Raw genomic sequence first — 14563 nt, 5'->3', positions numbered from 1 at the left:
ATTTATAGGGGACTTCGATGTCCGTACGACGCACACGCAAAGACGATGGCAGCCAATGGACAGTTGCGGACAGCCGCAGTGTTTACGGGATTCGCCATTGGGGGGCCGGGTATTTCGCGATCAATGATGCCGGTCGCGTTGAAGTCCGTCCGAACGGCCCGAACAGCACGCCGGTCGACCTTTACGAACAAGTCGACGAGCTGCGCAAGAGCGGCCTGTCGTTGCCGCTGCTGGTGCGCTTCCCTGACATCCTGCAAGACCGTGTACGCCAGCTGACCGGTGCTTTCGACGCCAACATCGAGCGCCTGGAATACCAGAGCAAGTACACCGCGCTGTACCCGATCAAGGTGAACCAGCAGGAAGCGGTGATCGAGAACATCATCGCCACCCAGAACGTGTCGATCGGCCTGGAAGCCGGCTCCAAGCCTGAGCTGCTCGCCGTATTGGCGCTGGCGCCGAAGGGCGGCACCATCGTCTGCAATGGTTACAAGGACCGTGAGTTCATCCGCCTCGCGCTGATGGGCCAGAAACTCGGCCACAACGTGTTCATCGTGATCGAGAAAGAATCCGAAGTTGAACTGGTGATCGAAGAGGCTGCCAGTCTCAAGGTCAAGCCACAGGTCGGCCTGCGCGTACGTTTGTCGTCGCTGGCATCGAGCAAGTGGGCAGACACCGGCGGCGAGAAATCCAAGTTCGGCCTGTCGGCGGCGCAACTGCTGTCCGTGGTCGAGCGCTTCCGCGCGGCCGGTCTGGACCAGGGTATCCGCCTGCTGCACTTCCACATGGGCTCGCAAATCGCCAACCTGGCGGACTACCAGCACGGGTTCAAGGAAGCCATCCGTTACTACGGCGAACTGCGCAACCTCGGCCTGCCGGTGGATCACATCGACGTTGGCGGTGGCCTGGGCGTGGACTACGACGGTACGCACTCGCGTAACGCCAGCTCGATCAACTACGACATGGACGACTATGCAGGCGTGGTCGTGGGCATGCTCAAGGAATTCTGCGACGCGCAGAGCCTGCCGCACCCGAACATCTTCTCCGAAAGCGGCCGTTCCCTGACCGCCCACCACGCCATGCTGGTGGTGCAGGTGACCGACGTCGAGAAACACAACGACGAAATCCCGACCATCGAAAACAAGGAAAGCCTGCCGGAAACCGTGCAATGGCTGGTGGACCTGCTCGGCCCGACCGACATCGAGATGGTCACCGAAACCTACTGGCGCGCCACTCACTATATGAGCGACGTGGCCACCCAGTACGCCGACGGCAAACTGACCCTCGCCGAGAAAGCCCTCGCCGAACAGTGCTACTTCGCCGTGTGCCGCCGCCTGCACAACTCGCTCAAGGCCCGCCAGCGCTCGCACCGCCAGGTGCTGGACGAGCTCAACGACAAGCTGGCCGACAAGTACATCTGCAACTTCTCGGTGTTCCAGAGCCTGCCGGACACCTGGGCCATCGGCCAGGTACTGCCAATCCTGCCGCTGCACCGCCTCGACGAAGAGCCGCTGCGCCGTGCCGTACTGCAAGACCTGACCTGCGACTCCGACGGCAAGATCAAGCAGTACGTCGACGAGCAGTCGATCGAGACCAGCCTGCCGGTGCACGCTTTGAACGAAGGCGAGGACTACCTGCTGGGTATCTTCCTGGTGGGGGCTTACCAGGAAATCCTCGGCGACATGCACAACCTGTTTGGTGACACCGACTCGGTGAACATCTACCAGCGTGAAGACGGTTCGGTGTACAGCGCCGGGATCGAGACCCACGACACCATCGAAGACATGCTGCGCTACGTGCACTTGTCGCCGGAGGAGTTGATGACGCATTACCGTGACAAGTGTGCGAGCGCGAAGATCAGTGCCAGTGAGCGCACGCAGTTCCTGGACGCTTTGCGCCTGGGCCTGACACGGTCTTCGTACCTGTCCTCATAACCGCGTACAACGTGCTCTTTGTGGTGAGCGAGCTTGCCTCGCGCGGGGCAAGCCCGCTCACCACATAAGTCAGTCTTCACAGGTATAAGGGGTTGGCGATGTCGAGAGTATTCTTGCAAGCGTTTACCCTGGCCGTCGCGGCATTCCTCGCGGCCTGCTCTCCCATCAAAGTGCTCAATGCACTCACCCCCTCCAACACCTTCACCAAAACCTCGGCCATCGCCTACGGCGATGATCCCCGCCAGAAACTCGATATCTACCGGCCAGCTCCTGCTATCTCCAACGCCCCCGTGGTGGTGTTCTTCTACGGCGGTAGCTGGAACAGCGGCTCCAGGGACGACTATGGTTTCGTCGGCGAAGCCCTGGCCTCGCGCGGCATCGTGGTGGTGATCGCCGATTACCGGCTTTACCCTCAAGTGCGGTATCCCGCCTTCCTCCAAGACAACGCCCACGCCGTTGCCTGGACCTATCAACACATCGCCGAATACGGTGGTGATCCCCAACAGCTCTATGTAATGGGGCATAGCTCCGGCGCCTATAATGCGTCGATGCTGGCGCTGGATGCGCGTTGGCTGAAAGAGGTTGGCCTCACGCCGTCAATCTTCAAAGGCTGGATCGGTCTGGCCGGCCCTTATGACTTCCTGCCAATTGAAAACCCAGAGGTGAGGCCAGTGTTTTTCTTCCCTGATTCACCGCCGGATTCTCAGCCGATCAATCATGTCAGCCGTGAGGCACCCTCCAGCCTCTTGATCGCCTCGACGGACGACAAACTCGTTAATCCCAAGCGCAATACCGGCGGACAGGCAGAGCAATTACGGGCGGTGGGTGTGCCCGTGGAGGAGGTCTACTTCAGCAAGACCAACCATCAGACGCTGGTGGGTGCGATCGCCAAACCCTTGCGTTGGCTGGCACCGGTACTGGAGCGCGTCACAGCCTTTATCCGAGCCACTGGTCCTGCCGGTTCAAGCGCCAGGCAATCGCCCACAAAGTAAGGCTGCGCAGGGCCATGAACAGCAGGAAGGTTATCCACAGCCCGTGGTTACCCAAACCCTGCAACGCCCACGCGAAGGGCAGTGTCAACACGACCGTCAGCAGCATGCCATTGCGCATCTCCCGCGCGCGCGTGGCGCCGATGAACAAGCCGTCGAGCAAGTAACTCCACACCGCAATCAACGGCAGAGCCGCCAGATAAGGCAGGTAGAGGTCGGCGGTTTCGCGCACGCTGGGGATGTCGGTCTGCATGGCGATAAACAGGTGGCCGCCGACGGTGAACAGCAGCGCAAAGCCAACGCTGGCGATCAATGACCAGCCGCCGGCCACCACCAATGAACGACGCAAGGCCTGGCGGTCATGGGCACCGATGGCGTGGCCGCACAGGGCTTCGACCGCATGGGCCAATCCATCCAAGGCATGGGCGGTCAGCAGCAGGCCGTTGAGCAGCAGTGCATTGGCCGCCACGGTGGCATCGCCCAGTCGCGCGCCTTGCACCGTGATCATGAAAAACACCGATTGCAGCGCGAGGCTGCGGATAAAAATGTCGCGGTTGACCGCCAGCAGCGGGCGCCAGCTTTCCCACAGCTTCAGCGCCGCCCAGGCGATATGACCAGGGTAGGCGCGCAGGGCTTTTTGCGTCATCGCCAGGCCGAGCAAGGCGCCGGTCCATTCCGCCACGACGGACGCACGCGCCGAACCGACCACACCCCAATCCAGGCCGAGTACGAACCACAGGTTCAGGGCGATGTTGACCAGGTTGGTGGTCAGCAGGATCGCCAGCGGCGCCCGCGCGTTCTGTGTACCGAGAAACCAGCCGACCAATGCGTAGCTGGCCAGGGCGGCGGGCAGGCCGAACAGGCGGGTGTGGAAAAAATCTTGAGTCAGTTGATTGAGTTCGGCAGAGGGCTGCATCCATTCCAGGGCCAGATGGCTCAGCGGAATGCCGACAGTGCCCAACAGCATTGCCAGGCCCAGTGCCAGCAGCAGGCCTTGCAGCAGGATTTGTCGCAGCGCCGCCCCGTCATTGCGTCCGGCAGCCTGGGCGGCGAAACCGGTGGACCCCATGCGCAGGAAACCCATGGCCCAGGCGAGGAAGGTGTACAGGCTGGCGCCGACCGCAACGGCACCCAGCTGGTGCGCGTGGGGCAGATGGCCGATGACCATGCTGTCCACCAGCGCCACCAACGGCACCGAGATATTCGACAGGATCATCGGCGCGGCCAGGGCCCAGACGCGGCGGTGTGTGGGGCGGTGGCGCCAGTCGGTGAGTAAGGTGGGCATGCAGGCTCCTTGGGGGAGCGGCATTGTAACTGGCGGCCCTTGGCTGTGGGATTTGACTTGATCAAGGATGACCTCAGAACCAAACCACCCTCCGTCGGTCAATGTGACCAGCACCGCATCGGCCCCCTGCGGGCTGATATATAGTTCACCTCTCGGACCCCCTCACAAACGAGTGCCCCATGCTTAACAAAGGACTGTTCCTTGCTTGCGCGCTGGCCCTGCTGAGCGCCTGCGATTCCTCCGATAAACCGGCAGCCCCGACCGCTCCCGCAGCGGCAACAGTGGCGCCCAAACCGGCCAAGGCCGCGGTGGATGTGGCGGCGCTGAAGCAGCGCTACGCCGGGCGTGAGTTGAGTGTGGTGGACGTGTCCGAAGTGCAGCTCGACGGCGCCAGCACGCTTTCTGTGAGCTTTTCCATTCCACTGGATCCCGATCAGAAATTCGCCGACAAACTTCACCTGGTGGACAGCAAGTCCGGCAAGGTCGATGGCGCCTGGGAAATCTCCGATAACCTGATGGAATTGCGCCTGCGCCACCTGGAGCCACAGCGCAAGCTGGTGCTGACAGTCGACGCCGGTGTGAAGGCGGTCAACGACAACACGCTCGCCGCCGAATACACCGCCCGCCTGGAAACTCGCGACCTGCAAGCCACCGTCGGCTTTGCCAGCCGTGGCACCTTGCTGCCGACACGCCTGGCCGAAGGCCTGCCGGTGATCGCGTTGAACGTCGACAAGATCGATGTCGAATTCTTCCGCATCAAACCCGAATCCCTGCCTACCTTCCTCGCGCAGTGGGGCCGCAACACCAGCCTGCAAAGCTATGAATCCCGCGAACTGCTGCCCTTGGCCGACTTGGTCTACGGCGGCCGTTTCGACCTGAACCCGGCGCGCAACACCCGCGAAACCCTGTTGCTGCCCATCGCCGGCCTCAAGCAATTGCAGCAGCCGGGCGTGTACCTGGCGGTGATGCGGGCTTCGGGCACCTACAACTATTCCCAGCCGGCCACGCTGTTTACCTTGAGTGATATCGGCCTGTCAGTGCACCGCTACGCCAATCGCCTGGACGTGTTTACCCAGGCGCTGGAAGGCGGCAAGGCACTGGATGGCGTTGACCTCGAAGTGCTCGACGCCGAAGGTCGTGTGCTGGGCCAGGGCAAGACCGAGAAGGGCGGTCACGCCGAGTTGCCTTTGCCGAAAAAGGCTCAGGTGCTGTTGGCCAAGCAGGGCGAACAGACCAGTATGTTGCGCCTCGACAGTGCGGCGCTGGACCTGGCCGAGTTCGACATTGGCGGCCAACCCTCCCACCCTTTGCAGTTCTTTGTGTTTGGCCCGCGTGATCTGTATCGCCCCGGCGAAACCGTGCTGCTTAACGCCCTGCTGCGTGACAAGGATGGTAATGCCGTCAAACCGCAGCCGGTGAGTGTCGAAGTGCGTCGCCCGGATGAGCAGGTCAGCCGCAAGTTCGTGTGGGACGCCGATGCCTCTGGCCTCTATCAATATCAACTGCAACTGGCCGGCGAAGCACCGACCGGGCGTTGGCAGTTGGTGTTCGACCTGGGTGATGGCAAGCCGCAGCTGTATGAATTCCTTGTCGAAGACTTCCTGCCCGAGCGCCTGGCGCTGGAACTCAAGGGCAGCGACACCCCGTTGAAACCGGCGGATGACGCGGTGATTCAGGTCACCGGCCGTTACCTGTACGGCGCCCCCGCGTCGGGCAATCGTGTCAGCGGCCAAGTCTATGTGCGGCCGCTGCGCGAAGCGGTCAAAGCGCTGCCGGGCTATCAGTTCGGCTCCGTCACCGAAGAAGAACTGAGTCAGGATTTCGAACTGGAAGAAAGCGTGCTCGACGCCAAGGGCCAGGAAGCACTGACTCTGGAAAGCAAATGGGCCGAGGCCAAGTCGCCGCTGCAACTGATCGTGCAGGCCAGCCTGCAAGAGTCGGGTGGACGGCCGATCACCCGGCGCCTGGTGCAGCCGATCTGGCCGGCCGAGCAATTGCCGGGCCTGCGCGGGCTGTTTGACGGCAAGGAAACCAATGGCGACGGCCCGGCGGAATTCGAAGTGCTGCTGGCCAACCAGGACGGGCAGAAACTCGCCGCGCCCAACCTCAAGGTGCGCCTGGTGCGTGAGCGCCGCGACTACTACTGGAACTACTCCGAGAATGATGGCTGGAGCTATCACTTCAACGAGAAATTCCTCAACCTCGACGAACAGAACCTGAACATCAAGGCCGGCGATACCGCCAAGGTCAGCTTCCAGGTGGAGTGGGGTCCTTACCGCGTCGAGGTCGAAGACCCGCAAACCGGCTTGGTCAGCAGCCTGCGTTTCTGGGCCGGCTACCAGGCTCAGGACAACACTGAAGGCGGCGCCGTACGGCCTGATCAAGTCAAGCTGGCGCTGGATAAACCGGCCTATGGCGATGGCGATACGGCCAACGTGACCGTCACGCCGCCGGCGGCCGGTAAGGGCTACCTGCTGGTGGAGTCTGCGGAAGGCCCGTTGTGGTGGCAGGAAATCGACGTGCCGGCCGAGGGCAAAAGCTTCGCCGTGAAGCTCGATCCGAAATGGTCGCGCCATGATTTGTATGTCAGCGCCTTGGTGATCCGCCCCGGCGAGCGCAAAGCCAACATCACGCCTAAACGTGCGGTGGGCCTGCTGCACCTGCCGCTGGATCGCACCCAGCGCAAGCTTGGCGTGACCCTCAGCGCGCCGGAAAAAATGCGTCCCAAACAGCCGCTCACCGTAAAAATCGCCGCCAAGAATGCCGATGGCAGCGTGCCGAAACAGGTGCATGTGCTGGTTGCAGCGGTGGACGTGGGCATCCTGAATATCACCGAATACCCGACGCCGGATCCGTATTCCAGCCTGTTCGGTCGCAAAGCCTACGGCGTGGACCAATTCGATATCTACGGCCAGTTGATCGAAGCCGGCCAGGGCCGATTGGCCAGCCTGGCATTTGGTGGTGATGCGGCGCTGGCCAAAGGCGGCAAGCGCCCGGACACCAGTGTGACCATCGTCGCCCTGCAAAGCGCGCCGGTGACCTTGAATGAGCAAGGCGAGGGCGAAGTCAGCGTCAATATTCCCGACTTCAACGGCGAATTGCGCCTGATGGCCCAGGCCTGGAGCGACGATCGCTACGGCATGGCCGAAGCCAAGACGGTGATTGCCGCACCGCTGATTGCCGAGCTGTCGGCGCCGCGCTTCATGGCGGGCGGTGACCAGACCACGTTGGCGCTGGACCTGTCCAACCTGTCGGGCAAGCCGCAGAAACTCGATGTACAACTGAGCGCCGATGGGCAATTGGAGCTGGTCAGCAGCGGCGCGCAAAGCGTGGAACTCAAGCAAGGCCAGCGCACCACCCTGCGTATCCCGGTGAAAGCCTGGGGCGGGTTAGGGCAGGGTAAGGTCAAGGTGACGGTGAATGGCCTGGACCTGCCGGGCGAGAACCTGCCGCCGTTTACGCGCGAATGGACCTTGGGGGTGCGTCCGGCCTATCCGGCGCTGCTCAAGCACTATCGCGCGGTGCTGAAGGACCAACCGTGGAGCTTGCCGTCGGGGGCGCTGGATCAGTTCGACGCCTCGGGGCGCCAGGCGCTGCTGAGCCTGTCGAGTCGGCCGCCGTTGAACCTCGGTGCACAGATCAGTGCACTCAAGGCCTACCCCTACGGTTGCCTGGAGCAGACCGCCAGCGGCCTGTATCCGTCGCTGTACGCCGATGATGCGCTGCTCAAGCGCCTGTCGATCAAAGGCGAGTCGGACAGCGAACGCAAACGCAAGATCGAGTTGGGCATCGAGCGCCTGTTGGGCATGCAGCGCTACAACGGCAGCTTCGGGTTGTGGGGCGCGGACGGTGAAGAAGAATACTGGCTGACGGCTTACGTCACCGACTTCCTGTTGCGCGCTCGCGATCAGGGTTTTGCCGTGCCCCCTGAAGCGTTGAAAAAGGCCAGCGAGCGTCTGCTGCGCTACGTGCAGGAACGCAACCTGATTGACGTCGATTACAGCGACAATGCCGACCACACCCGCTTTGCCGTGCAGGCCTACGCCGGTATGGTCCTGTCGCGCAGTCAGCAGGCGCCGTTGGGCGCGTTGCGCAGCATCTTCGAACGTCGTAGCGATGCGCGCTCTGGTCTGCCGCTGGTGCAGTTGGCCATCGCGTTGCAGAAGATGGGCGACCAGCCGCGTGCGGACCAAGCCTTGCTCGCTGGCTTGGCCGCACAACGCAATGCCAATGAATGGCTGGCCGACTACGGCAGCCCGTTGCGCGACCAGGCGATGATCCTGGCCTTGCTGGAAGAGAACGACTTGGCCAAGGGCAAGCGTGAGGAGCGCTTGTTCACGCTGTCGGATCAACTGGCCGCCAGCCCGTACCTGTCGACCCAGGAGCGCAACTCGCTGTTCCTGGCCGGGCGTCTCGGGTTTGCCAAGCCTGATGCGAACTGGCAGGTGTCATTGACGGGCGGTGGCGGTGTGCAGGAACTGAACACTCAACAGTCGACGCTGGAGTTGGAAGGCAAGTGGCTGTCCAGTGATCTGACGTTGAGCAATCAGGGCGAGACGCCGGTGTACCAGCAACTGACGATTTCGGGTTATCCACAGGTGCCACCGGCACCGGGTGGCGACAACCTGAGCATCCGCCGCGAATACCTGGGCATGAGCGGCCAGCCGTTGAACCTGCGCAGTCTCAACAGTGGCGATCTGGTGTTGGTGCATTTGGCGGTGAGTGCCAAGCAGCGCGTGCCGGATGCGTTGGTGGTGGACCTGTTGCCAGCTGGCCTGGAACTGGAGAACCAGAACCTGGCACAAAGCGCTGCCAGCCTGGAAAACGCCAGCAGCCAAGTGAAGGAGTGGCGTGAGTCGATGCAGAACGCATCGCTCAAGCACCAGGAGTTCCGCGATGACCGCTACGTGGCGGCGATCAACCTCGAAGGCTCCGGCACTACGCACCTGCTGTACCTGGCGCGTGCCGTGACGCCGGGCACTTACCGAGTGCCACCGCCGCAGGTGGAGTCGATGTACCGGCCGAACTGGCAGGCGGTGGGGGAGACGCCGGCGGATCTGGTGATCAAGGGGCGGTGAAGGCCTCAATTTGAATTGGGATCAAATGTGGGAGCGGGCTTGCTCGCGAATGCGCTGGGTCAGTAATAGAGGCGCTAACTGACACTCCGCATTCGCGAGCAAGCCCGCTCCCACAGGGGATTTGTGGTGTTTTTGGGTTAGTGGACGACCCAGCTCAGTAGCCACAGGCCCAACAGCAACCAGATAATCCCCATGATGATCGACGCCCGCATGAAGGCGCGCACCGCCGAGTACAGCAGCATCAGGCCGATGATCAGGGTGATGATGCTGATGATCGAGGTGTCCATGCCCAAGGTGCGGGACAAGCCATCGATGAAGTTGCCGCCGGCATTGGTCAGTGCACCGAACAGGCCGCTGAGGCCGTCGACGATAAAACGGATGACGGAACCGAGCGCCTGGCCCAACCAGCCGAAAAAGCTTTCTACCTGCATATGTGTGTCCTGATGAGAAGGTGGGCGAATCTGTGCCTTTGGTTGTTATTGCAACAGGCTAGTTCCCTACCAGCATAGAGGTTTGCCCGTTTGAGTTTGCGTTTAGTTGCCCGTTGGACCTTGGCCAGCCTTTTGTTGGTGGTGGCCTTGCTGTGGCTGGCCGACCGCATCTGGCCTCTCCCGTTGCCCAAGGATGACCTGGCGCGTGTGGTACTGGCCGAGGATGGCACGCCGTTGTGGCGGTTTGCCGATGCCAATGGCGTGTGGCGCTACCCGGTGCAAACCAGCGAAGTGTCGCCGTATTACCTGGACGCGCTGCTGACTTATGAGGACCGTTGGTTCTACCAGCATCCCGGTGTGAATCCGCTGGCGCTGGCGCGTGCGACCTGGCAGAACCTTACGGGCACGCGGGTGGTATCGGGCGGCAGCACCTTGTCGATGCAGGTGGCGCGGTTGCTGGATCCGCATTCGCGCACCTTCCATGGCAAGTTGCGCCAGTTGTGGCGCACGGTGCAGTTGGAATGGCACCTGTCCAAGGCCGAAATCCTCAACCTCTACCTGAACCGCGCGCCGTTCGGCGGTACGTTGCAGGGCGTGGCGGCGGCCAGTTGGGCCTACCTGGGCAAATCCCCTGCGCAACTGACCCACGCCGAAGCCGCCTTGCTCGCCGTTCTGCCCCAGGCGCCCAGCCGTTTGCGCCCGGATCGCCATCCCCAGCGCGCCCAGGAAGCCCGCGACAAAGTCTTGCGCCGCCTCGCGGAGTTCCAGGTCTGGCCGCAGTCTGCCGTCGATGAAGCCCTGGAAGAACCGTTGCTGCTCGCCCCACGCCTGGAGCCGAGCCTGGCGCCGTTGCTCGCGCGGCGCCTGAATCGTCCCGACAGCCCGCCGCTGATCCGCACCACTCTGGATGCCACTTTGCAACGCCGTCTTGAAGACCTGCTGCTGGGATGGCGCGCGCGGCTGCCGGAACATACCTCCGCTGCCATTCTTGTAGTGGAAGAGGAAAGCATGGCCGTGCGCGCTTACCTCGGCTCGGTGGACATCAACGATGCCAAGCGCTTCGGTCACGTGGACATGATCAGCGCCTTGCGTTCGCCGGGCTCCACGTTGAAACCGTTTCTCTATGGCATGGCCCTGGATGACGGCCTGATCCACTCCGAATCCCTGTTGCAGGACGTACCCCGGCGTTATGGCGATTACCGGCCGGGCAACTTCTCCATGGGCTTTACTGGCGCGGTGCCGGCGAGTACGGCGCTGTCGAGTTCGCTCAACCTGCCGGCGGTGCAGTTGCTCGAGGCCTATGGGCCCAAGCGCTTTGCCGCCGAAATGCGCATCGGCGGCGTGCCTCTGGCGCTGCCGGCGTTGGCCGAACCGAACCTGGCACTGATCCTGGGCGGTGCAGGCAGTCGTCTCGAAGACCTGGTAAGCGGCTACAGCGCCTTCGCACGGGACGGCAGGAGCGCCGCTATTCGATTACAGCCGGACGATACGCTCAGGGAACGACCCTTACTGTCGCCAGGGTCCGCCTGGATTGTGCGGCGTATCCTCAGCGGCCAGGCGCGGCCCGACCGTGACCCGCGTGCCGAACTGGTGCAACGCCCGGTGCTGGCCTGGAAGACTGGCACCAGCTACGGTTTTCGCGATGCCTGGGCCATTGGCGTGGGCCCGCGTTATCTGATCGGCGTGTGGATCGGCCGCCCGGACGGCACGCCAGTGCCGGGCCAGTTCGGCCTGGCCTCGGCAGCGCCGTTGATGTTGCAGGTGCACGATGTGCTGACTAACCGCGACAGCCAGCGCGGTATCAGCGCGCCCGTGAAACCGGTGCCGGCCAATGTCGGCGTGGCGGCGATCTGTTGGCCGCTGGGCCAGCCCATGAGCCGCAGCGATCCCAATTGCCGCCGCCAGCGTTTTGCCTGGACCCTGGATCACACCACGCCGCCGACGTTGCAGGCACTGGATCAGCCGTTGAGCGTGGGCTTGATGGAAAGCGTGTGGGTCAATGCCAAGGGCTTGCGGGTCGACGCCCATTGCCCCGGCGCCGAGCCGAAAAACATCGCCTTGTGGCCCGCACCGCTGGAACCCTGGCTGCCACGGGCCGAACGCCGCGAAGCGCGCATCCCGGCCGCCGACCCCGATTGCCCGCCTCCGGCATTGGCCGCGTCGTCACCGCTGTCGATTGTCGGCGTGCGCGAAGGCGACCAATTGCGCCTGCCCGCCACCAGCCAACAGGCCCTGCGCCTGAAAATCTCCGCCTTGGGCGGCAGCGGCCGGCGCTGGTGGTTCCTTAATGGTGCGCCGTTGGGGGACAGCGCCAACCAGGACTTTATCAACGCCAGTTTCGAGCGCCTGGGCCGCTACCAGCTCAGCGTCCTCGATGAAGCCGGTCAAACGGCCCGGCTTGAGTTCAGCGTCGTCGATTGAATCGCCATCGTTGGCAAGCCGGCTCCTACAAGGGAACGCATTCCAAACCGTGGGAGCCGGATTGCCGGCGATAGCGGCCTAAAGGTTCACTTGCCTTCAAGGCTAATCCCCCCGAAGCTATCCACCTTCAGGAGTACCGCATGAACCTCGAACACCTCACCGAACGTCTGCACCGCATCCGCGATAACAACGACTGGAAGCAGTTCCACAGCCCGAAAAACCTGGCCATGGCCGCCAGCGTGGAAATGGCCGAGCTGGTGGAAATCTTCCAATGGCTGACCGAAGACCAGTCGCGCCAGTTGCCGGCCGACACACTCGCCCATGCCGGGCAGGAAGTCGGCGATATCGTGTTGTACCTGCTGTTGCTGTGCAGCGAGTTGGGTCTGGACATGAACGAGGTGGTGCGCGCCAAGTTGGCCGACAGTGAACGGCGGTTTGCCCATGAGTGATCGTCATTTCGACCAACTGGCTACGCGTTTCGCCGAAAAAATCTACGGCGGTGCCAAAGGCGCGATCCGCCTGGCGGTGCTCCAGGCCGACCTGACCGAAGCGCTGCCGAAACGCCCTTTGCGCGTGCTGGATATCGGCGCGGGCCTGGGCCATATGTCGCTGTGGTTGGCCGAACAAGGCCATGAGGTCACCCTGGCCGAGCCCGCTGAGCCGATGTTGGAAGGCGCCCGTCAACGTTTCGCGGATGCCGGGCAAACCGCCACCTTTATTCATGCGCCGTGGCAAGACCTGCTCGGCCAACTCACCGAACCCTATGACTTGGTGTTGTGCCATGCAGTACTGGAATGGCTGGCCGAGCCCCATGCAATCCTGCCGGTTTTGCACCAACTCACGGTACCTGGCGGCTGGCTGTCGCTGGCCTTCTACAACCGCGATGCGCTGATTTACCGCAACCTGCTCAAAGGCCACTTCCGCAAAATGCGCAAGAATGACATGGCCGGCGAAAAGCAGAGCCTGACGCCGCAACAACCCCTCGATCCCCGTGAGTTGGCGGCGCAACTCGAAAGCCTTTGGCAGGTCGAAAGCCAAAGCGGCGTGCGGGTGTTCCACGACTATATGCCGGTAGAATTCCAGGCCCGCGCCGATTTGCAGGACCTTTTGGAGATGGAACTCGCTCACCGTCGTCACCCAAGCTTTGCCGGACTTGGGCGTTATTTGCACTGGATTTGCCGTCCGGTTTAAGCGGCCCAGTCTGCGGAGGTCGAAATGCGTCGTCTCTGTTTGATCCTGTTGTCCCTGGGTTTGGGCGCGTGTTCCAGCCCAAACCCCTATGTTGCTGCTTCGGCGCCGATTCCTCCGGCGCCGCCCCAGGCGGCCAACACCTTTGATGCCAGCGCCTACCCGGCGCCCGTGCGCGACTACGGCGCCTACCGCAATTGGGCCTGGCGCAACGGCCAGTTGCCGGCGGGCACGGCCTGGGCGGATTCGGCGCAGATTGCCGAAGCGGTCAGCGGTGCCCTTGATCAACGCGGGCTGCGCCCGTTGCATGACAATCGCCCGGCAGACCTTTTTGTCAGCGCCGATGTGCGCCTGGAGAAGCGCCTCAAGCAGGTCCAGGATGACTACGGCTACGGTTATGGCGGCTACAACCGCTATGGCAATGGTTACGGCATGTACAACTCGGTGCCGATCGTGCGCACCTATGAAGTGCAGGTCGTGGTGGTTCGCGTCAATCTGTTCGATGCCCGCACCGGCCAGCCGGTGTGGAGTGCCAGTGCGGAAACCGGCAGCCAGGGAAGCCTCAGTGAGCGGGGAGATGCCTTGCGCCAGGCGGTGCAAAAGGCAATGACGGCGTATCCTCCCAGTTAACAGCTATTCTCATCTTTAGCGCGGTCGCTCTTTGGAGAAAAACCATGTTTCGTCGTATCGCTACGCTTGCTCTTGTAGTGCTGCTGGGCGGTTGCCAGACCAGCCAGGTCAACCACGATTTCGACGCCAGCCGGGATTTTGGTGCCTACCGCAGTTGGGCCTGGAAAGACCCGGCGTTGCAATATCGTCCGGATGATCCGCGCATCAAGAGCGACCTGACCGAACAGCGCATCCGCCAGGCCGTGGGTGAACAACTCGACCAGCGCGGCCTGCGCCCAGCGGCGCCGGGCAGCAAGGCTGACCTGAACGTGCAGGCCTACCTGATCGTGGAGGACCGCCAGCAGCAAGTCACCACCAACTACGGCGGCGCCTGGGGCGGCCCATGGAACGGCTATTGGGGCGCGCCGATGTACAACGAGACGCGCAACATCACCTACAAAGTCGCCACCATCCAGATCGACCTGCTCGACGGCAAGGACGGCAAATTGGTGTGGCGCGGCAGCGACGAACAGATGATGGCCACTTCGCCCAACCCCCAGGACCGTGACAAAGCCATCCGCACCACCGTCACCCGCGTCCTCTCCAGCTACCCTCCACACTAGAAATACCT

Annotated in this window: 10 protein-coding genes; 8 read left to right on the top strand and 2 right to left on the bottom strand. The window is 62.7% G+C overall.

The window, feature by feature from the left end:
- Positions 1-17 precede the first annotated feature (17 nt).
- Both speA and ACP7C6_RS19570 read left to right on the top strand, forming a co-directional pair.
- A complete protein-coding gene (speA, locus tag ACP7C6_RS19575; RefSeq protein ID WP_065925556.1) occupies positions 18-1931 on the top strand; it encodes an arginine decarboxylase in 1914 nt (637 codons plus the stop codon).
- Positions 1932-2029: 98 nt separating this feature from the next.
- On the top strand, positions 2030-2923 hold the full coding sequence (locus ACP7C6_RS19570) for an alpha/beta hydrolase (protein ID WP_426109135.1): 894 nt from the start codon (positions 2030-2032) through the stop codon (positions 2921-2923).
- On the opposite strand, the gene ACP7C6_RS19565 is transcribed toward ACP7C6_RS19570, so the two are convergent.
- The gene (locus ACP7C6_RS19565) at positions 2868-4205 is read right to left on the bottom strand and encodes an MATE family efflux transporter (RefSeq protein ID WP_426109134.1); all 1338 of its coding nucleotides are present in this window, start codon (positions 4203-4205) and stop codon (positions 2868-2870) included. The genes ACP7C6_RS19570 and ACP7C6_RS19565 overlap by 56 nt on opposite strands.
- A gap of 179 nt (positions 4206-4384) precedes the next feature.
- Between ACP7C6_RS19565 and ACP7C6_RS19560 the strand changes: the two genes are divergently transcribed.
- Positions 4385-9283 carry an alpha-2-macroglobulin gene (locus tag ACP7C6_RS19560; RefSeq protein ID WP_426109133.1) on the top strand — a complete coding sequence of 1633 codons (4899 nt, stop codon included), beginning with the start codon at positions 4385-4387 and terminating at the stop codon, positions 9281-9283.
- A 137-nt stretch (positions 9284-9420) separates the two neighbouring features.
- Here the strand turns inward: ACP7C6_RS19560 and ACP7C6_RS19555 are convergent, their stop codons facing one another.
- Positions 9421-9714, bottom strand: a complete 294-nt coding sequence (locus ACP7C6_RS19555) for a hypothetical protein (protein WP_012722009.1) — start codon at positions 9712-9714, stop codon at positions 9421-9423.
- Between the two features lie 90 nt (positions 9715-9804).
- Here ACP7C6_RS19555 and pbpC point away from each other — a divergent pair, with 90 nt between their 5' ends.
- The 5 genes from pbpC (at position 9805) to ACP7C6_RS19530 (ending at position 14555) form a co-directional block, all read left to right on the top strand.
- Complete coding sequence (pbpC, locus tag ACP7C6_RS19550; RefSeq protein ID WP_122685886.1) at positions 9805-12135, top strand: peptidoglycan glycosyltransferase PbpC; 2331 nt, start codon at positions 9805-9807, stop codon at positions 12133-12135.
- Positions 12136-12275: 140 nt separating this feature from the next.
- The gene (locus ACP7C6_RS19545; protein WP_016977009.1) at positions 12276-12584 is read left to right on the top strand and encodes a MazG-like family protein; all 309 of its coding nucleotides are present in this window, start codon (positions 12276-12278) and stop codon (positions 12582-12584) included.
- Complete coding sequence (locus ACP7C6_RS19540) at positions 12577-13326, top strand: methyltransferase (protein ID WP_426109132.1); 750 nt, start codon at positions 12577-12579, stop codon at positions 13324-13326. The genes ACP7C6_RS19545 and ACP7C6_RS19540 overlap by 8 nt, the downstream gene beginning before the upstream one ends.
- Before the next feature lie 24 nt (positions 13327-13350).
- Positions 13351-13953 carry a DUF4136 domain-containing protein gene (locus tag ACP7C6_RS19535; protein WP_016977011.1) on the top strand — a complete coding sequence of 201 codons (603 nt, stop codon included), beginning with the start codon at positions 13351-13353 and terminating at the stop codon, positions 13951-13953.
- Between the two features lie 44 nt (positions 13954-13997).
- On the top strand, positions 13998-14555 hold the full coding sequence (locus ACP7C6_RS19530) for a DUF4136 domain-containing protein (protein ID WP_028615587.1): 558 nt from the start codon (positions 13998-14000) through the stop codon (positions 14553-14555).
- Positions 14556-14563: the final 8 nt, after the last annotated feature.

Origin of the sequence: Pseudomonas sp. TWR1-1-4 (assembly GCF_049897165.1) — a bacterium.
GTDB classification, from domain to species: domain Bacteria; phylum Pseudomonadota; class Gammaproteobacteria; order Pseudomonadales; family Pseudomonadaceae; genus Aquipseudomonas; species Aquipseudomonas canadensis.
The sequence above is the reverse complement of the archived record's forward strand: the minus strand, read 5'-3'. Positions and strand labels throughout refer to the sequence as shown.